Origin of the sequence: Jatrophihabitans sp. (assembly GCA_036389035.1) — a bacterium.
Taxonomy (GTDB): Bacteria; Actinomycetota; Actinomycetes; order Mycobacteriales; family Jatrophihabitantaceae; genus Jatrophihabitans_A.
On record DASVQQ010000005.1, the window covers coordinates 17,623 to 37,661 of the forward strand.

Genomic DNA, 20,039 nt, shown 5'->3' on the forward strand with positions numbered 1-20,039 from the left:
TTATTGCTCAGAGTGTCCTCGTCCCGGTCACGCGGCCCCGGTCGATGCCAGACTGTGCGAGCGTGCCGCGCGGGCCCGCCGCGACCGCGGTCGCGTCGGCGGGCCCGGATCGGTCGGAAAGTCCCAGGTCAGTAGGAGGAGTGCGGTGCCCGCGAAGACCTCGGCCGGGTCGGCCACCGGCCGGCGGCGGTGACCGCGCCAAGTCGCCAGCTGGCACTGAAGTCCAGCGCCGGACGGTGGGTGTTGACGGCCACCGTGCTGGGCAGCGGGATGGCCTCGCTGGACGCCACGGTGGTCAACGTCGCACTGCCCCGGATCGGCGCCGACCTCGACGCCGGCCTGACCAGCCTGCAGTGGACGCTCAACGCCTACACCCTCACCCTGTCCGGGCTGCTGTTGCTCGGCGGGTCCCTCGGCGACCGGTTGGGCAGGCGCCGGATCTTCCTGCTGGGCGTGCTGTGGTTCGCGATCGCGTCGGCCGGCTGCGCGGCCGCGCCGACCGTGCAGGTGCTGATCGGCATGCGGGGGCTGCAAGGAGTCGCGGCGGCTCTGCTGACCCCGGGGTCACTGGCGATCATGGAGGCGGTGTTCCGCCGCGAGGACCGGGCCGCGGCGGTCGGCGCGTGGTCCGGGCTGGGCGGGATCGCCGCCGCCGCCGGGCCGGTGGTCGGCGGGCTGCTGGCCGGAATGGCGCCGTGGGGTTGGCGGCTGGTGTTCCTGCTGAACCTGCCACTGGCCGTGGTGGTCATCCTGGTCACCCGCAGGTGGGTGCCCGAGACCCGGGACGAGCAGGCCACCGGCCGGCTCGACCTGCCCGGCGCCGGGTTCGCCGCCCTCGGCCTGGGCGCCCTGGTCTACGCGCTCACCGAGGGGCCGGTGCGCCGGTGGCCGGTGTCGCTGGCGGTGACCGCGGCCGCCGGGGTGTTGCTGCTGGTGGCTTTCGGCGTCAACGAACACCGCCGGCGCGATCCGATGATGCCGCTGACGCTGTTCCGGTCCCGGCAGTTCAGCGCCGCCAACCTGGTCACCTTTCTGGTCTACGCGGCGCTGTCCGGAGCGCTGTTCCTGCTGGTGGTGCAATTGCAGCTGGTAGTCGGATTCTCGCCGGTCGCCGCAGGCAGCGCGCTGCTGCCGATAACCGCGGTGATGCTGCTGCTGTCGGCCCGGATGGGCAGGCTCGCGCAGCGCATCGGCCCGCGCTGGCCGATGACGGTCGGCCCGGTGCTGGCCGGGGTCGGGCTGGCCCTGCTGTCCCAGGTGGGGGCGGACTCGCACTACGTCACCGGGGTGTTGCCCGCCGTCCTGGTCTTCGCCCTGGGCCTGACTGTCACCGTCGCGCCGCTGACCGCCACCGTGCTGGCGGCCGCTCCGGAGCGCCAGGTGGGCGTCGCCTCGGCGGTCAACAACGCGGTCGCCCGGACTGCCGGGCTGCTCGCGGTCGCGGTGCTGCCGGCGCTGGCCGGCATCACGCCCGCAGCCCTCGCCGATCCGGTGCTGCTGTCCAACGGGTACCAGCAGGCGGTGTGGATCGCCGCGGGGTTGTGCGTCGCCGGTGGGTTGCTGGCCGCGCTCACCATCTCTGACGACGTGCTGGCCGGCGGGCCGGACCCTGCCACCGTGGCCCCCGCCGGCGTCCACCCGTCGTTGGAGCCGCCGGTACCCGGTCGCTAGAACCGTCCCGGCGCACGCCGTCCCAGCCGCACGCCGGACCAGCGCATGCCGGACCTCAGGCCCTCAGCTGGTGGAGACCTCGACCTCGGCGCCGTCCACGGCGGTGCTCAACTCGAGGACCTTGGCCGGCTTGGGCGCCGGCAGGTCGGGCAACGTGCCGGTCTCGACCACCTCGGCGGCGACCGCGCGCAGCTTGCGGTGCAGGTTCTGGCTGGCCACCCGCAGCAGCGTGAAAGCCTGTTCCTGGGTCACCTTGCGGGCCGACATCAGCACCCCGAGCGCCACCCCGATGGTACGGCTGCTCTCCAGCGCGGCCTCCAAGTTGGTCGCCTGGTCCTCGGCCTCGTTCAGCGCGATCAGGCTGGAGGCGTGCGCCGCGAAGATGGTGGCCGTGTCGATGGCGTCGGAGCTGAAAGCGCCCGGCTGATCGGCGTACAGGTTCAGGGCGACCTCTCGACCGGCGGCGAGCTGAAAGGCCAGCACGCTGCGGACCTCGGTCTGCTCGGCGGCAGCCTGGGTGAACTGCGGCCACCGTTGCTCGTTGTGGATATCGAAGAGCAGGTAGTTGGAGGCGTCTTCGGCCGCGGCCATGCAGGGTCCCTCGGCGAAGCGGTACTGCAGCTCATCGACCTGCTGAGCCACCTCGTCCGAGGCCGCGACGCTGTAGCCCTGCCCACCGCGGACCGCCGTGATGCTGGCCCAGCCACAGCCCTCGACGTGCTTGACGGCCAGTTCCACGATCCGGTGCAGGGCAGCCTGGTTGTCACCGTCGCCGTGCAGTTCGGCGCCGAGAGCGGCGAACTCTTGCGAAAGCTCCAGCATCTCGTTGGTGTCCATCTGCCCTACCCTTACCCGTTTGTCTGCGACGTGCAGAGACTGTGAGCATCTTGCATGATCACCCAGCGGTTTGGCTACTTAACAGTATTCAACCTGCAGGATGGCGGGCCCAGTTCCTCCTCTCACGATTCCTAATCTCCGGATCCGATCCGCCGATAGGAACCTCATGGTCGGGGAGCGGGGTGGCATGGGCGGTGGTCGCCCGTCTTTTCGCGCCCTCTCGATGTTCACCATGTTCTGGTACCCGTCGGTGCTGCTGGGCTGGGCCGCGCTCGCGCTCGCGATCCACTCCGTAGTCGGCTCGGATCTGGGTGAGGCCGGCGCGCCCCTGGCGATGACGGCGGTGCTGCTGGTCGTGCTGGAGCTGCGCCCCCTGATCCAGGGACGAGGCCACGATCCGCAGGGCGTGGTGATGTCAACCGCCTTCGCCTGCGCGATCCTGTTCCTCTGGGGGCCGTGGCCGGCCATCGTGGTGGTCAGCTTCGCCTCGATGGCAGCCGACCACCGGGCCCGCAAGCAGGCCTGGAAGGTGTTCTTCAACGTCGGCCAGTACAACCTCTCGATCTGCGCCGCCTGGGTCGTCATGGCGTTCAGCTCCCGCACCCCGACGGTGGAGCAGCCACTCGGCATGCTGACCGGGGCGGACCTGCCGTGGATGGCCGGCGCCTGCGTCGCCTACTTCTGCACCAACCTGATCCTGGTCTCCGGCGCGCTGGCCTGGACCAGCTCGTTCTGGCGCTTCCTGTCCAACGACTTCGTGCATTACACCGCGACGACCTTCTCGGTGCTGGCGCTCTCGCCGCTGATCGTGACAGTGGCCATCGCCGCCTGGGTGCTGCTGCCACTGCTGCTCATCCCGCTGGTGCTGGTCTACAAGATGGCTCAGATGTCGTTGGAGAAGGAGCATCAAGCCGGCCATGACGCGCTGACCGGCCTGCCCAACCGCACCCACCTGCAGGCCTCGCTGGCCGCCGAGCTGGCCCAGTCCAAGAGGGACGGGCGGCCGTTCGGGCTGCTGCTGATCGACCTCGACCGCTTCAAAGAGGTCAATGACACGCTGGGCCATCACGTCGGTGACCAGCTGCTGATCCACTTCGCCGAACGGCTGAGCAACTCGGTGCGTCCCAGCGATCACGTGGCCCGCCTCGGCGGCGACGAGTTCGCGGTCATCGTTCCGGACGCCGACGAGGCCGAGGCGCTGAGCGTGGCCGAGCGAATCCGGGCCTCACTGGAACACCCGGTGTCGCTGGAGGGGATGCGGCTAGAGATCGGGGCCTCGATCGGGCTGGCGATGCACCCCGAGCACGCCCTGCTCGCCGAGGACCTGCTGCGGCTGTCCGACGTCGCGATGTACGTCGCCAAGGAATCGCGCGGCGGCGTGGTGACCTACTCATCTCATCGGGATCGCAACTCCACCGATCGGCTGACCCTGCTCGGCGATCTGCGCCAGGCGCTGGACTCGGATGCCCTGAGCCTGCAGTACCAGCCCAAGGTCTCGCTGCGCGACCGCTCGCTGCTGGGCGTCGAAGCGCTGATCCGCTGGCAGCATCCCCAACGGGGCTTCGTGCCGCCGGAGGAGTTCCTGCCGCTGGCCGAGCGCTCCGGACTCATGCACCTGCTGACCGACCGGTTGGTGATGCGCGCGCTGGCCCAGGTCGCGGACTGGCGGTTGCTCGGCCTGTCGGTGCCGGTGACCGTCAACGTCGCGCTGAGCGACCTGCTCGAGGGCCGGCTGGCCGAGCTGGTGCGCACCGGCCTGAACCGCTACGCACTGCCGCCCGACATGGTGCAGTTGAAGATCGACGAGCGGGTGCTGGCACGGCCCAGCGATGAGCTCGACGAGGTGCTCGGTGACCTGGACGCGATGGGGGTGACGCTGAGCCTGGACGGCTTCGGCACCGGCTACTCCTCGCTGCTGCGGCTGCGGGCGCTGCCGGTGAGCGAGATCAAGATCGACCGGGCGTTCGTATGCCAGGTGGGTGAGAGCCGCTCGTCGGCCGGGATCGTCCGGGCCATCGCCGAGCTGGCCCATGCCCTGGGAATGCGAGCGATCGCCGAAGGCGTGCAGACCGAGGGTGAGTGGCGGTTGCTGCGCGAGCTCGGATGCGACGGCGCTCAGGGCTGGCACGTCGCCGCTCCGATGCCGGCCGTCCAGGCGACCGAATGGCTGCTGGCGCACCAGGGCAGCGGACTGGCGGAGCTCGACGACGTGATCATCCGGGCCGAGGTGGCCTCCTGATCACAGCGTCGGTATTCAGATCGGTTCAAGAACTGTCGATCAGCAGACAAGGTGTCTCTGACGAGCGTGGAGATGGGGGTGATATGTCCAGCGGGATTGAACGGCGCGAGGCCCGGGCCGCGCACGCCGTCCGGCTACTCGGCATCGCCACCTGGGTTGTCATCTCGGTCGGCTTCACCCTGAACCTGGTAGGCGCCAACGGCCCGACCGACATGGTGCAGGTCGCCCATATCCTCACCCTCGCGGTCTTCTTCGTGCTGATCCTGCTGCGGATCGCGGTCGCGGCCGCCGCCCGCCGCCGCCGCCGCAGCGCGCTGTGGGTGCTGTTCGCCGCGTTGACCCTGTGGGCCGCCGGCTCCGTGGTGCTCAACGCCAGCTCCTCCGAACCTGATCTGACGCAGTTCCCGGCCCCCGGCGAGTGGCTGTTCCTGGCCGCCTACGTCGGCATCGCCGGTTACCTGATCATCGACACCGCGCACCGCCTGACCGCGGCTGTGGACGGCTGGCTCGAGGCGATCGTGGTGTGTGGCGGCACCGCGTGCCTGGCCGGCAGCCCGTTGCTGGTCCAGGTGGGCGGCGCGGTCGGTGGCCACGGGGTGCCGCTGCTGCTGGCGATGCTCTACCCGATGATCGATATCGCCCTGATCCTGCTGGTGGTCGGTCAGGTGGTGCTGAGGGTGCGTCGCAGCTGGCAGAAGTCAGCGGTGCTGTGCCTGGGCCTGACGCTGTTCGCGATCGCGGACCTCAACTTCGTGCTCAACCTCTCCGACGGCACCTACGGCTTCAACGTGGTGGACGGCCTGCTCTGGGCGGCGGGCTTCGCGCTGATCGTCGAGGCAGCCTGCCGGCCCGGGGCCGAGGTGCTCAAGGCGCTGCCCCGGCGTCCGGGAGCCCTGCTGATGGTCGGGCCGGCCTTCATCGCGATCGCGGTGCTCGCGGTGCGCCCGCACAGCGGGTTGGGCCCGTACCTCACCTGGCCGGCGGTGATCACCCTGCTGGCCGCCGGCGGCCGGCTGGTGCTGGCGCTGCGCGAAGCCAAGGGCGCCGCCGAGGCCTTCGCGCTGTCGCGCACCGATGACCTCACCCTGTTGCCCAACCGGCGCTCGGTGATCGCCAAGCTGGACGCCGAGCTGGCGTCCGAGCGGCCCCTGGCGCTGATGCTGCTCGACCTCGACGGGTTCAAGGATGTCAACGACACCCTCGGTCACGCCGCCGGGGACTCGGTCCTGCAACTGGCCGCGCACCGGATGCGGCAGGCGCTGCCGTCCTCGGTGATGATCGGGCGGCTGGGCGGTGACGAGTACGCGATCGTGATGGCCAGCGACGACGCGCTGGTCCTGCTGGAAACCGCTCAGATGATCCTCGAGGTGCTGCTGCAACCCACCCTGGTCGAGGGCATCGAGCTGAGCACGAATGCCTCGATCGGAATCACGGTGCGCTCGGAGAACGACACCCAGAGCGTGGAGTTGCTGCGCCGGGCGGACGTGGCGATGTACCAGGCGAAGGCGACCCGGGCCGGCGCGGTCCTCTACGACGTGCACAGTGACGACTTCTCCCGCAAGAAGCTGCAGCTGGCCGAGGAACTGCGCAAGGCGATCCCCGAAGGCCAACTGGTGCTGCACTACCAACCGCAGATCGATGCCGCGACCCAGCGGGTCTGCGGGCTGGAGGCGCTGGTTCGCTGGCAGCACCCGCAGCGAGGGCTGCTGCACCCGATCGCCTTCCTGGCAGCGGCCCGCCGGGAAGGGTTGATGCTGCCGCTGTCGCTGGCCGTCGGCCGGATGGTGGTGGAGGACCTGCGTCGCTGGCGGCTCAGCGGCCTCGAGCCGCGGGTCTCGCTCAACTGCGCGCCCCCGGAACTGCTCAGCGGGGTCTTCCTGCCCCAGCTGTACGAAGCGATCGCCCAGGCCAAGCTGCCGGCCGAGAGCCTGGTCATCGAAGTCACCGAGGACTGCTTCATCGCCGAGCCGGCGCGGGCCCGCACCATCCTGCGAGACATCCGGGCGCACCGGGTGCAGATCGCGATCGACGACTACGGCACCGGCTTCTCCTCACTGTCCTACCTGCGCGACCTGCCGGTGCAGGAGCTGAAGATGGATCGCTCCTTCATCGCCGCCATGAACACCGACACCCGCAGCCGGATGATCGTGGCCTCCACCTTCCAGATGGCGCAGGCGCTGGGGCTGCGGACGGTTGCTGAGGGCGTGGAGAACGCCGCGACGGCTGCCGACCTGATCGCGATGGGCGTGGACGTCCTGCAGGGCTATCACGTAGCCAAGCCGATGCCGGCCGCTGATGTCGAGTTCTGGATCCGGGACCGCACCACGGTGTCTGACGGCGGGTTCGACTCGCTTCCGGTGGACGGTCAGCGGCTGGATCCGTAAGGGCATCCTCGCGGGCGCTGTCGGACCGTAGCCGCCGAACCTGTAGCCGTCAGGCCGAGGCCGTCAGGCTTGTGCCCGTCAGGCTTGTGGCCGTCAGGCTTGTGGCCGTCAGACCGAGGCGCCGACCGCCAGCGCCGAACCGGCGTCCACGGTGGACCGCTCGACGAACCGGAACTCGGCAAGCGGCGGTACCCGGATGCCGTCCAGCCCGATGCCCTGGGTGAACAGCCGGTGCGCTTCCGGGTTGGTGATGCGCTGCTGGTCGAAGGCCTCGTCGCAGTGCCGGTACACCGGCGTGCTGGCTGCCGAGCCGAGGTAGCGGGACGGCTGGGCGCCGGGCAGCGTGTGGCCGGTCATGCCCGCCGAGGCCAGCAGGGCCCGCACCCGCTCGTCGATGATCATCACCGCGGACCGGATCTGGTTGGCCCGGACCACCTGCACCAGCGCGTGGAAGAGTGCGGCCCCAGCCAGCTTGCCCGGCCCCTTGAGCCCCCGCCGGCAACCCAGCGTCGCCACGTCCCAGGTCTGCATCGGATCAAGCCGGGCGGCCCGCACCGACCTGGCCACGTCGAGTGACCAGGGCGGCCGGGCCGCGTCGTCCAGACTCTTGAGCCCGAGCTCGGTGGGCCGGATCAACCGGCAGGCGCCGAGCACGTCACCGCTGTCATTGGTCAGAGCGATGAACACCGAGGCATCATCGTAGGGCCCGTATTCGTCCTGCAGCTGCTGCCGGGTGTTGCCGTAGGCCCGCAGGAAGACATCGGCCTCGCACTCCCGGGTGGCCGCCAGCAGGTCCGCCTCGGGGTTGAACCGCAAGCTCAGTAGGGCGGCGCTTTCCATGCGGATCCTCTCGGCCGGGCCCTGATGGTCACTCGCGGTTTCAGCAAGCTTACTGTTCGCGACCGCCAATCGGGAGAAACAGACCTTAACCGTTGTAGGGCATCGTTGGGAACCAGCCGTAGCCGAAGATCGCCGGCACCCGGATGGTCCAGTAGACGACGGTGAAGACGCCGACGGCCAGGAATGTGGTCGCCGTGACGGTGGCGATCCGGCCCGGCTTGGCAGTCATCCATCGCACCAGCCAGCCCCGGCCGATCATGGTCAGCAACGCGAACAGGATCCCCATGATCAGCATGTTGCCCAGCGACTGCAGCACGAAGATCGAGGCGCCGTAGACCGGGTTGTTGTTCTCGGCGGCGTAGACGAACATCTTGTGGAACAGCGGGAACGGCCGTCCGATCAGGAAGCCGCCGATGAGCGCCCCCAGCACCACCAGCCGGGCGTTCGGGTAGCGCTGCTCCAGCTTGGCCAGCGGGTCCGGCACCAGCCGCAGCTCGGCGAGCCCGAGGTAGAGCAGGGCCAGCCCGATCAGGCCGAACACCACCGAGGACTGCACCAGCCGCACCGGCATGGTGCCCATCATGTCGGTGGACAACTGCGGGATGCTGGGTCCCCACCAGGCGCCGATCGCGCCGTAGAGCGCTGAGACCGGCAGCATGCCCGCCACCAGCCAGCCCATCGGGCGCAGCATCGACCGCAGCGTCTGCCGCCGGCTCTGCTGCTGCTCGACCATCGGCCCGACAACGCCGAACACCGCGATGTTGCAGGCGGTGAACGACCCCGCGACGCCGGTCACGAAGGCGAACATCGCGCCGGAGAGCAACCCGCTGATCGGCGTCGTCTCGGCGTCATGACCCAGTCCGGCCTTGGCGATGTTCTGACCGATGGTGGTGTCGACGAACTTGTACGACCAGAGCACAGCCATTGCGAGCCCGGCAAGGAACCCGATCAGCAGCGCCCGGTTGCGCCGTGAACTATCGATGGTGGTGGGTGGGGATTGAACCGGTTGGACGTCGACCATGACTATTGCCTTTCTGGGCCTGCTGAACTTGTTCTGATGCCAAGTTAGAAAGCGTCAGTTCCTAACCGCTGGACCCACGCCACCCCTGGAGCTCGAGGATCACACCGCTCCAGGGGACCGGCCTCTTCGAGCTTGCGGTGTGTCGCCGGCGCCGGGTGGGCCGGGTGACGAAAGATCCAGGGCATAAGCTCCGACCGGTACGGCACATGTCAAGACGCGCTGGACGCCGGCGACGGTCAGTATTTCCCGAATGCGGATCGACTCTCCGCACTCCGGGCGGGCCGACTCGTCATTCGAGCGTGCTGTGATCCTGCCGTCTGCGCTCGATTCGGACGGTACCGGTGGCCAGGTGTCAGCTTCCGGGTGACGGGGAGCACGCCAAGGCCCGTTACGACATGAGGAGAGACATTGCCTACGATTCTCGGTTCGATTCGAGGACTGGTGCTTGCCCCGTCGCTCGAGGATGTGAGCTTCGCCGGCCGCGGCTTCCCAGTGCCCCCCACCCTGGCCACCGATCGGCTCGAAGCCGTGCCGCAGGCTGTGGTGTGCGGATTCGAATGGGCCATCGCCGCCCATGACCTGACCGACGTCAAGCGCAGGCTGCGCCTGGTCGACGAGGAGCAGCGCGGCTTCGCCTTCGAGGGCGCGACGATGGCGTACACCATCCTTGACACCATCCGCGGCAACCGCACCCGCGAGCTGCTCAGCGGGGCGGGCGAGAAGCACCTCCTGCTTGCCTACATCGGCATCGGCTTCGCGATGGCAAGATTGCCCCGTCCCCTGTGGAGGAAAGTGCTGCCCGACCTGGCCTCGCGCTACCACCCGATGATGAGCTGGCTGGCGGTGGACGGCTACGGCTTCGACCGCGCCTACTTCGACACCGAACGCTGGGTCGACCGGCAGGAGATTCCGGCTGCCTACCCGTGGCAGGGCTCACCGGAGTACTTTCCGCGCGCGGTGGACCAGGGCATCGGCCGGGCCTTGTGGTTCATCTCGGGCGGTGACCCGGACAAGGTGAACGCGGCGGTGCGTCGCTTCGCCCCAGGTCGACAGGCCGACCTGTGGAGCGGAGTGGGTCTGGCGTCTACGTTCGCGGGTGGCTGCCCGCCCGAGGGCATGGCCGAGCTGCGCAAGTACGCCGACGAACACTGGGCCGAGCTCGCGCTCGGAGCGGTGTTCGCCGTCAAGGCCCGTACCCACGCCGGCTTCGTTCCCGAGCACACGGTGCTGGCCAACGAGCAACTGACCGACCTGTCCATCGAGGGAGCCAGCGCGCTGGCCGACCGCACCGAGGTCGGGCCGGACGGCAGCGGCGCGCTGCCCCAGTACGAGATCTGGCGCCGGCGCATCCGCGCGCATTTCACGGCGTCCTGAGTCGCGCTCGCGGGCCCCTGATGGCGCGAGTCGCCGGCGGCCTGCCGGCGGCGAATCGATGAGTAGGCACAACGGAGTAAGCACCTTTTATCCGGCGCTGCAAGCATTCGTTCATCGAGAACTCTAGGTCGTGTTGACCGTCGAGGGAGAAAAAATTGCCCGGCTTGAGGGCGCTCCGGCGCCGCATCCTTACCCCGAACATGTCCGCGACGAAGCTGGATGTCCGTGGTTTCAACGAGAAAGACCCAGCTGCCAAGCAGTTGCTGGAGACGGTGGGCGCCTCGTTCCTGACTGGCTACGGCTACGCCGTGCAGGCCCGGACGGTAGCCGAGTGCGAGCAGCAGCTGGAGCAGATTGCGCCGCAATTCAAAGGCTTTGCCTACGAAGGCGCGGCGATGGGTTACGCCGTGCTAGACGGCCTGCCGGTAGGCGGCAGCCGTAATGTGTCGAAGTTTCTGGCCGGCCGGGCTGGTCACCACGCCTACATGGCCTACATCGGCGTGGGGTGGGCGATGGCAAGGTTGCCACGCTTTCGGTGGTCACGGATCACCGTCGCCGATCCGCTGATGCGATGGCTGGTGCTGGACGGTTTCGGGTTTCATCAGGCCTACTTCAAGACTGACAAGTACGTGACCAGGCAGTATCAGGAGCCGGGGTTCCCGTGGCCGACCGAAGGCCAGCAGTGGTACGCCAATCACGCGATCGATCAGGGCATCGGCCGGGCGTTGTGGTTCGTCGGCGGCACCGAGGCCGAGCTGGTGGCCAGCATGATCGAGAAGTTCCCCGAGTCCCGTCAGCCCGACCTCTGGAGCGGCGCGGGCCTGGCGGCCACCTACGCCGGTGGCGCCGGTGAGGAAGAGCTGCTCGCGTTCTGGGACCGCGCGGGCAAGTACCGCCCGCAGGTCGCCCAGGGCTCGGCCTTCGCCTCGACCGCCCGGCTGGAAGCCGGTCTGGTTGTCCCGCACACCCGACTGGCCACCCAGGTGTTCTGCGGCATGACCCCGGAGCAGGCATCGCAGGCCAGCACCGACCTTCGCCCGGAGGGCCCCGCGGTCGATGACCTGCCAGTCTACGAGCTCTGGCGGCAGCGGATCGCCGATGCCTTCGTCAACCTGGGACGGATCTAGCTGATGGCCGGACCGACCCCCACGCTCGGTCTGCCGCGACGTACGCCGCCCGGACCGCCTCGCACGGCAACCCTCGGGCTGCTGACCAAGTTGACTTCGGACCGGCTGGGGCTGATGAACCTGGCAGCGTCGAACTACGGTGACGCGGTTCGGCTGTCGATCGGCCCGAAGACCCTGTACCTGTTCAACAATCCCGAGTACGCCAAGCATGTTCTGGCTGACAACGCCGGCAACTACCACAAGGGCATCGGGCTGGTCGAGGCCAAGCGCGCGATCGGCGACGGCCTGCTGACCAGCGACGGCGAGTTGTGGCGCAAGCAGCGCAAGATGATCCAGCCGGTGTTCCAGGCCAAGCGGATCGCCCAGCAGGCCGGCGTGATCGCGGCCGAGGCCGACAGGCTGGTGGAGCGGTTGCGAAACCATGCCGGTGGCGGGGCGGTTGACATCACCCAGGAGATGACCGGCCTGACCCTGGGCGTGCTGGGCCAGGCGTTGCTCGACGCCGACCTCAGCGCCTACGCCGGCGTCGGCCATTCGTTCGAGGCCGTCCAGGACCAGGCGATGTTCGAGATGGTGTCGCTGGGAAAGGTGCCGATGTGGGTGCCGCTGCCCAAGCAGCTGCGCTTTCGCAAGGCCCGGCAGAACCTCGAGGTTGTCGTCGACGCGCTGGTGGCCGACCGGCTCGCCCGCAACAGCGAGGGCGGCGGCGGTGGCGATGACGTGATGTCGCGGCTGATCGACTCGACCCGGCGAGAACCGGATCCGGTGGTGGGCAAGCAGCGGATGCGCGATGAGCTGGTCACCCTGCTGCTGGCCGGGCACGAGACCACGGCAAGCACTTTGAGCTGGACGTTCTACCTGATCGACAAGCATCCCTATGTCTGGCAGCGGCTGCACGACGAGGCTGTCGAGGTGCTCGGAGACCGATCGCCGACGTATGAGGACCTGCATCGCCTGACCTACACCTCCATGGTGGTCGAAGAGGTGATGCGGCTCTACCCGCCGGTCTGGATCCTGCCGAGGCTGGCGCAGGCCGATGACGAGGTCGGCGGTTATCACGTGCCGGCCGGCGCCGACGTGGTGGTCTGCCCGTACACGATGCACCGGCATCCGGAGTTCTGGACCGACCCCGAGCGATTCGACCCGGAGCGTTTCAACCCGAGTCGGACGGCCAACCGGCCGGGCTATGCCTACATCCCGTTCGGCGCCGGACCGCGGTTCTGCGTGGGCAACCATCTCGGCATGATGGAGGCGGTCTTCGTCATCTCCTCGGTCGTGCGGCAGCTACGGCTGGCCAAGCTGCCCGGTTACCGGGTGGTGCCCGAGCCGATGCTCTCGCTGCGGGTTCGTGGCGGGCTTCCGATGCTGGTCCACTCCGTGGTCTGAGCGCGCTGTCGCTGGCAGGCCCCCGTCCTGCTCGCCGGACGCCGAGTGTTCGGCGCGGTGAGGGCGGGGGCCTTCAGCGTTTCTGCGGAGGGGTTACTGCCCACCGGCTGCCCTGCGGGCTGCGGCCATCAGCGGCTGCTGCCGAGCGGGCCGGCTGCGGGCCCGATCCGCGCCTGGGCCAGAAGCGCTCCACGGCCCACACACCCGGGTGACCACAGCCGGAGCGGGTACACCTGACCACCAGGTGTACCCGCTCCGATGTGCTGTTGGCGACCGCGGCTGGCCGGGTCGCGGCCGGGCCACCTCAGGTCGCCGCCAGGCGGGAAGTGCCGGCCAGGGCCTTGCCGGAGCTGGTGGTGTCGAGCGGGCGCGGTCGCTGCCAGCCGGTGTCGGGCTCCGCGTCTGGCGCTGCGAGCGCTGAGGGCACCACGGGCGTCCGGCTGTCGAGTTCGGGCAGCGCAAGCAGGATCGGCAGATCGGTCAGGCGGGGCGGGCGAAGTTCGACGTTGGCGGTCACGGTGCGCCCGGCCACGACCTTGACCGGCCGGCTGGCGGCCACGTACACCGGCTTGCGCATCCACGGGCGGGGGTCGAGGTTGCGCACGGCCACCGCGGTCGCGTGGATGAACCATTGCCCCTCCGGCACCCCGAGGAGTTCGAAACTGCTTTCACCGTCGAGCACCGCGCACGCGATCGGAGTGCCCTGCGGGATGGTGCTGTCGAACAGCGACACGTACACCCGGGTCGGCACGTCGGTCTGCGGAGCCGTCACCGAGCCGCGGAGCCCGCCGAGGTGCTGGCCGGTGACCAGCGGGTACTCGGGAGCCGGAATGCCCGTTTCGGACAGGTAGCGGTAGCGCGCCGGTGAGATGCCGACGCTGCGTGTGAACCGGCTTGAGAACGTGCCAGGGCTGTTGTAGCCAACCTGGTAGGAGATGTCGGTGACGCTCGTGGTGGTCTCGAGCAGCAGGCTCTTGGCCTTGTAGAGCCGGATGGCCGTCAGGAACCTGCCCGGCGACGTGCCGGTGATGCTGCGGAAGACCCGGGAGAAGTAGAACCTGCTGAACACCGCCATGTCTGCCATTTCTTCGAGGGACAACGGTTCGTCGTACCGATCCCACATGTTTGTGATCACACGTTCGACGGCAGTTTGCACAGTTCCTCCTTGGATCTGGTTGACCAAGTTCGAGTCCGGCATCGATTTATGGATGCATGAGTGGCTAAATGAAAGAGCAAGAATGAGGGGGTCACGACATGCATTACCAGCCGTCGCTACGATTTACTGCATAACAGCGCTGCGTAACTACTTCACTCGGTGCAAAGTCCTGCGCCATTCGAGCGAACAAAAACACGCCACTCGCATTTTTCAATTCAGCCAATACGCTAATTGTCCTGGACAATGACATAACTGTGCCCACCCTGGCATTCTTGATGAGTACCTGCTGCATTGGCCGAGCTGGATCGAGGCCGACCTTAGCACCTTGTGTGTAAAAGAGACATACTGCCTTCGAGGGTAACCCACTGCAGTCGAGCTGTCGCTGCGGGCCACCTTTAGTCTGCCGCTCCGGCCGCCGAAAGGGAAGTTAGCAGGAAGGTTGCGCACATGCGAAGAAGCATTGGATGGTGTCTGCAGGCCTCCAATATCGGCTCCGCCTGCCGAGGCCGGAGCGGATGCTCGGTACTTACTGGCCGGCGAGTGCGCGGGGGCCGATAGGGGTGGGTGTGCGAGCCGAGCCGGATGCGGGGCACGTAGCGCCGCAGGGTGCTTGCGACCGCGTCGAGCAGGTCCGCGAGGGAGCTTCGGTTGCTGGCCGAGACCGCGCGACGGCTATCAGAATCGCGCTTGCCAGGCGCAAGCATGGGGGTTGCTGACAACTCTATCCGTTGTATTACAGGGGAGTTCTCGCTTATCGCTGCGAACCGGCGACGGCGCCGGCCGGGCACTTTCGCCACCAGCGCCCGACGCTGCGTGCCACCTGGGGCAAGGCCCGCTCGCAACTCGGCCGGCTGCCGACGGCGTGAGCATCAGGAGGGCCGCGCCAAATGCCTGCTAAACGTCGAAAGTAGCAAATCCAGACATAATAGAAGCGAATTGCGCATTGATGAAGTGGTCAAATGGCTCGCCACTAATGCAGGCTCCGGAGAAATGATCACTCTTAAACGGTAAAGCGCACGTTGAGGGCAAGACTTGGGCAGGCGTTTCATTTGCAAGTTCTTGATCTCTACCTATTCGATTTAGGACATTCAGTATCCCTAGGGCAGGTTTGGAGAATTATAAGCACAGTTGGCTGGTTTAACCTGGTGCTTTCCGGCGCGTGGATCTTACGATTGGGTGAGACGGGGGAGATCCACGCGCCGGTACTTCAGCGAAGCTGATCTTCGACACTGCCGGCGTGCCTTGAATATGCATACGCCGGCGTTTGTTGCGCAGTCAAGAGCATCATCGAGTGCCGCGCGCCCTACGAAGCGGCGCAGGCCGGCTCAGAATAGCGAACCCCGCCCCCCGCCCCCGCTGACGCCATAGGATAAGAGTCGAGCGATGGGTGGCAGCACCCGCGAGGCGTGCTGATTGCGCACATTCCCGAAGTGGATCCCGATTGGCTGCGACCGGCCCGTGGGCTGCTCGCGCACCCCTTGCCCGGACGACGGCCGCCGTATCGAATGCCGCCCCTCGGTTCGCGGTCATATGGCCCCTCCGGTGGATCCAGCGCGGCAAACCCGACCACCGGCCCTCCAGCTGCCGCTGGCGGCGGGGTGAGCCGGTCCGTAGCGGCGTCCGCGCAGAGAGCGGCTGCTCGTTGCCGCACGGTGAGTGGTGCTCAGTGCTGAGACCTCGGGCTCGAAGGCGAGCCCGCGCCGAGTGGCCTTGATCGGCGCTGAGCGGCCCCCGGCGGCCAGGGTGGGTAGGACGATCGGTGTGAGCGGCCGGGCTCGCTAGGGATCAGCGAGCCCGACCGCGGGGGGCCGCAACGCGACGACACCGATGGTCAACAGACCATCGGTGTCGTCGTGGATACCGGTCGTGGGGTACCGGGCTTGCTCAGATGTAGAGCGTGTTGGGCTCCTTGCCGCAGAGGATGCGGCCGTAGAGCTCGGAGTTGGTGTCCGGATGCATCAGGGCGTGCAGGTTGATGGCCTGGACGTCACGCGAGATCCGCTGCATCGGCACGTCGGAGTAGATCGAGGAGCCGCCACTGGCCGAGCTGAGAATCTCGACGGCATCCTTGGCCAGCTTGCACACCGCGCCCATGTCGGCACGCGCCTTGGCCCGCTCCCCGATGCTCCACTCCGAGCGCTCGGCGCACTTGGTGTCCACCACGGAGGCAAGCCGGTGCGCGTGGAACTCAGCCTCGTCGATCTTCATCGAGGCGTCCGAGACCTGAAGGTGGGTGAGCGGGGCATCGCCCTGGCTGTCGTAGGTGGTGTAGCTGATCTTGCGCTCCGGCAGCCGCTGGAGGAAGGCGTCCTGGGCGGCGAGCCCGAGACCGAGCACCGTGCCCACCGACGAGGCCGACGCGACCGGCAGCAGCGGCGCGTTGTAGATCGGGGACTTGGCGTTGAGCTTGGAAGCGCCTTGGCCCTGCAGGATCGCCGGCAATGGCATGATGCGCTCCTGCGGAACGAACACCTCGTTGGCGACGGTGCTGACGCTTCCGGTGCCCTTCAGGCCCGAGGTGTACCAGTCGTCGACGATGATCAGGTCCGACATCGGAACCAGCGCGATGATCGGCATCGGCTCGGTGTCCGGACCCACCTGGATCGCGACGATCTCCTGCCAGTGAGCGTGCGGCGCGCCGCTGATGAAACCCCACTTGCCGTTGACCACGACACCGCCGTCCACCGGGGTCGCCATCGCGGTCGGGCTCAGCGTTCCACAGATCCGGACATCCGGAGTCGAGAACACCTCGTCCTGCACCTGATCGGGGAACTGGCATGCCATCCAGGTCGGGATCCAGTACACCGACGCCGCCCAGGAGGTGGACCCGTCCGCCCGGCCGAGCTGGGCGGCGACATCCACCAGGGTGCGGGTGTCGACCTCGTAGCCCCCGTACCGGGCCGGGGTCCGCAGTCGGAACATGCCGGCGGCCGCGATGGCCTCGATCGCCTCGTCGCTGATCCGCCGGTTCTCCTCAGCCCAGGCAGCATGCTGCTGAATGAGCGGTGCCAGTTCGGACGCACGCTGAACCAGTTCAGCCCGCGTCGGAACTTCGGTCGTCAACACATTCTCCTCCTAGATAAAACGATGTCCAAGAACCGTTGGCCGGGGCTTGTCAACATGAACATGGCGCCAGCGATGGGTACTGCGGGTGCGGTCAGCCGGTGCACTCCAGCAGTGATGGCTCTGGCGGATGTCGGTAACGACCGTTCCATTCACCAGCTCCTGGAGCATCTCTCCACGTGCGGAACCGGCGCTTGAGTTCTAGACGAGCGGTGCCGGTCCGAGCCGATGGCGCCAATTCCTGGTGCTAGCTGGCCCGCGCCGTCCTAGCCAGCTTGCGCGAGCCCGGATGGATCGGCAACTGTGCGGATTGCCAACTCGGTCAACGGCATTGGCGAAGATGTTCCACCGCTCGGACGCAGGCAGGATGCAGTGGCCAGCTGCTGGCTGGAAAGTAGCCGGGCCTGTTCACCGGCGACGTTTCAGACGTTTCTTCCTTTCGCCCGCGCTGCCACCGTGCGGCCCTGGGTGGGCGGCCGGCGTCGTGCCTTGAACCTCTCAAGGACAAGGCCACGACGGCGGCAGGCTTCACTTCGTGGGAGGAACTGCGATGTCCGACGGCGCCGAGATCCCGGTGCTCAGCGACCGCCGCGGCGCGGTGGCGGTGCTGCGGCTGAACCGGCCGGCGGTTTGCAACGCGCTCAGCGCGGGACTGGTGAGCAGGCTCGCGGCGATGCTGCTCGAGCTCGATGACAGTCCGGACACCCGGGCGGTTGTGCTGACCGGATCACCACCGGGTTTCTGCTCCGGTTCGGACCTGACGGAGCTCGCCGGGCTGCCGGCCACCGAGAAGGTGCGACACGAGGACCGGACCGGGCGCCTTGCTCGGATGCTGGCGCAGCTCGACATTCCGGTGGTGGCCGCGGTGGAGGGTTTCGCCTTGGGCGGCGGCTTTCTGCTGGCCACCAGTTGCGATGTGGTCATCAGTGCCTCGCAGGCCCGCTGGCAGTTGCCGGAGGTGGGGCTGGGCTGGGTGCCGCCATGGGGACTGCACAGTCTGGTGGCCAGGGTGGGGCCGGCTGCTGCCAGGCGGTTGGCATGGGGTGAGCAGCCGCTGTCCGGCCGGCAACTGCACCGCATCGGCGCGGTGGATGAGATCAGCGAGCCGGGCCACGCGCTGCGGGACGCGATGCGGGTCGCGCTCAGGCTTGCCACGTTGCCGCCGCACGCGGTCGCTTCGACCAAGCGCGCGCTGGTCGAGGCAGGAGCCGCCGAAGGCATGGATGCCCGGACCTCACCGATGTTCGGCCTGGACGGCCTGACGAGCACCGCTCAGCTCAGTTTTGACAGGTTCAGCCGCCCTGAACGCGATCAGGCTCCATGAGCCGGCCGGCTCGGTCGCGGAGCAAGGTATGCGATCTGTCGGCCGCGGTGGCTGTGATCACCGACCACCAGGCGGTGGCCTGCACCGGGGTGCTCGGTTGGATCACCCCGGACGCGGTGCTGCGTGCGCTCGGTGAGCGCTTCGAACGGACCGGCTCGCCACGGCAGCTGACGTTCTACTTCCCGTGCGCCGTCGGCGACGCGATGGGTATCGGCGGCATGGACCACGTCGCCCGGCCGGGCCTGATGGCTCGGATCATCTCCGGCTCCTATATCAACCCACGGCATCCGGTCACCGGCGCCCGCCCGGCGCTGACCGAGCTGATCCGCAACGACCTGGTACAAGCGCACAGCTGGCCGATCGGCGCCAGCATGCACTGGCTGCGCGAGGTGGCCCGTGGCAGCCCGGGTTACCTGACCCGGATCGGCCTGGGCACCTATATCGACCCGAGGCACGGTGGCGGCAGGTTCACTCCGTCGGCCCGGGACGGCCTGGTCGAGGTGGTGCGGTTTCGCGGTGAGGAGTTCCTGTTCTATCCGAGCTGGCCCCTGGACGTCGCGATCCTGCGGGCCAGCTCGGCCGACGAGCACGGCAACCTCTCGTTCGAGGATCTGCCGCTCACCTCGGCCAATCTGGCCCTGGCACTGGCGGTGAAGGCCAGCGGCGGGACTGTCATCGCCCAAGTCGGCAGGATCGTGCCGCGCGGCAGCCGGGCCGCTCAGCAGGTGCGGATCCCGGGTGCGCTGGTCGACCACGTGGTACCGGTGACCGGCCAGCCGGTGGGCACCGATGTGCTGTCAGACCCGGGCTACCTGGCACCGGTTCCCGACGCCGTTCAACGGCTGCCCCGGTTGCCGGCCGGAGCGGACAAGGTCATCGCCCGCCGGGTGTCCCAGGAACTCCGGGTCGGTGAGACCACCATCCTGGGATTCGGCGGATCCTCCGACGCCATCCTGGCGATGGCCGAGGACGGCAGCCTGGACGGCGGCCGGGTGAACGACTACGTCTTCACCACCGAACACGGGCCGTTCGGCGGGGTGGTCATGAACGGCTGGCAGTTCTCGGCCAACTACTCACCCGAGGCGCTGCTGGACGGCGGATCCCAGTTCGACTTCATCCACGGCGGCGGCTGCGACTTCGCGGTGCTGGCCTTCGCTCAGATCGACGCGGACGGCAATGTCAATGTCAGCCGGTTCGGCGAGGCCAGCCCCGGCGGTGGGGGTTTCACCGATATCGCTGAAAGCGTCCGTCGGCTGGTCTTCGCGGGCACCTTCACCACCCAGGGCCTCCAGGTCAGCAGCGCGGGCGGCCGGTTGAGCGTGCGGCGCGAGGGCAAGGTCACCAAGTTCGTTCCCGAGGTCGAGCTGATCACCTATCGGGCTGGCGCGGGGGTGCGGCGCGGTCAGCAGGCCAGGATCATCACCGAGCGGGCCGTCTTCGACATCACCGCCGACGGCATCGTCCTGATCGAGATCGCGCCGGGCATCGACCTGCACCGGGATCTGCTGCGGTTGATGGGCTTTCCGGTCATCCTCGCCGAAAACCTGCGCACCATGGACCCGGCGCTGTTCCGTCCGTGACCCGGCTGGGAGCTGTCGCCTGACGGCCCTGGCAGCG

13 protein-coding genes are annotated in these 20,039 nt (G+C 68.1%); 8 read left to right on the plus strand and 5 right to left on the minus strand.

From position 1 onward, the window contains the following. The first annotated feature begins 189 nt into the window (after positions 1-189). Complete coding sequence (locus VF557_01855) at positions 190-1,671, plus strand: MFS transporter (protein HEX8078934.1); 1,482 nt, start codon at positions 190-192, stop codon at positions 1,669-1,671. A 63-nt stretch (positions 1,672-1,734) separates the two neighbouring features. On the opposite strand, the gene VF557_01860 is transcribed toward VF557_01855, so the two are convergent. Beyond that, a complete protein-coding gene (locus tag VF557_01860; GenBank protein ID HEX8078935.1) occupies positions 1,735-2,508 on the minus strand; it encodes a GAF and ANTAR domain-containing protein in 774 nt (257 codons plus the stop codon). A 166-nt stretch (positions 2,509-2,674) separates the two neighbouring features. Here VF557_01860 and VF557_01865 point away from each other — a divergent pair, with 166 nt between their 5' ends. Together VF557_01865 and VF557_01870 are read left to right on the plus strand one after the other, a co-directional pair. Further along, positions 2,675-4,747 (plus strand): EAL domain-containing protein, encoded by a 2,073-nt coding sequence (locus VF557_01865; GenBank protein HEX8078936.1) that lies wholly within the window; start codon positions 2,675-2,677, stop codon positions 4,745-4,747. An 83-nt stretch (positions 4,748-4,830) separates the two neighbouring features. After that, positions 4,831-7,131: an EAL domain-containing protein gene (locus VF557_01870; GenBank protein HEX8078937.1), complete on the plus strand. Its 2,301-nt coding sequence runs from the start codon at positions 4,831-4,833 to the stop codon at positions 7,129-7,131. A 108-nt stretch (positions 7,132-7,239) separates the two neighbouring features. Here VF557_01870 and VF557_01875 read toward each other — a convergent pair whose 3' ends face one another. Further along, positions 7,240-7,971 (minus strand): hypothetical protein, encoded by a 732-nt coding sequence (locus tag VF557_01875; GenBank protein ID HEX8078938.1) that lies wholly within the window; start codon positions 7,969-7,971, stop codon positions 7,240-7,242. A gap of 85 nt (positions 7,972-8,056) precedes the next feature. After that, the gene (locus VF557_01880) at positions 8,057-8,992 is read right to left on the minus strand and encodes a hypothetical protein (protein HEX8078939.1); all 936 of its coding nucleotides are present in this window, start codon (positions 8,990-8,992) and stop codon (positions 8,057-8,059) included. A 408-nt stretch (positions 8,993-9,400) separates the two neighbouring features. Between VF557_01880 and VF557_01885 the strand changes: the two genes are divergently transcribed. From VF557_01885 to VF557_01895, 3 genes are all read left to right on the plus strand, one after another. Continuing rightward, complete coding sequence (locus tag VF557_01885) at positions 9,401-10,366, plus strand: DUF1702 family protein (protein HEX8078940.1); 966 nt, start codon at positions 9,401-9,403, stop codon at positions 10,364-10,366. 164 nt (positions 10,367-10,530) lie between these two features. Beyond that, the gene (locus VF557_01890) at positions 10,531-11,493 is read left to right on the plus strand and encodes a DUF1702 family protein (GenBank protein ID HEX8078941.1); all 963 of its coding nucleotides are present in this window, start codon (positions 10,531-10,533) and stop codon (positions 11,491-11,493) included. 3 nt (positions 11,494-11,496) lie between these two features. Beyond that, positions 11,497-12,879: a cytochrome P450 gene (locus VF557_01895; protein ID HEX8078942.1), complete on the plus strand. Its 1,383-nt coding sequence runs from the start codon at positions 11,497-11,499 to the stop codon at positions 12,877-12,879. A 304-nt stretch (positions 12,880-13,183) separates the two neighbouring features. Here the strand turns inward: VF557_01895 and VF557_01900 are convergent, their stop codons facing one another. Both VF557_01900 and VF557_01905 read right to left on the minus strand, forming a co-directional pair. Then, positions 13,184-14,014, minus strand: a complete 831-nt coding sequence (locus VF557_01900) for a helix-turn-helix transcriptional regulator (GenBank protein ID HEX8078943.1) — start codon at positions 14,012-14,014, stop codon at positions 13,184-13,186. A gap of 1,905 nt (positions 14,015-15,919) precedes the next feature. Further along, on the minus strand, positions 15,920-17,101 hold the full coding sequence (locus tag VF557_01905) for an acyl-CoA dehydrogenase family protein (protein ID HEX8078944.1): 1,182 nt from the start codon (positions 17,099-17,101) through the stop codon (positions 15,920-15,922). 532 nt (positions 17,102-17,633) lie between these two features. Between VF557_01905 and VF557_01910 the strand changes: the two genes are divergently transcribed. Next, positions 17,634-18,422, plus strand: coding sequence for an enoyl-CoA hydratase/isomerase family protein (locus VF557_01910; protein ID HEX8078945.1), 789 nt, complete (start codon positions 17,634-17,636; stop codon positions 18,420-18,422). Beyond that, a complete protein-coding gene (locus VF557_01915; protein HEX8078946.1) occupies positions 18,419-20,002 on the plus strand; it encodes a CoA-transferase in 1,584 nt (527 codons plus the stop codon). Before VF557_01910 ends, VF557_01915 begins: the two co-directional genes overlap by 4 nt. Positions 20,003-20,039 lie beyond the last annotated feature (37 nt).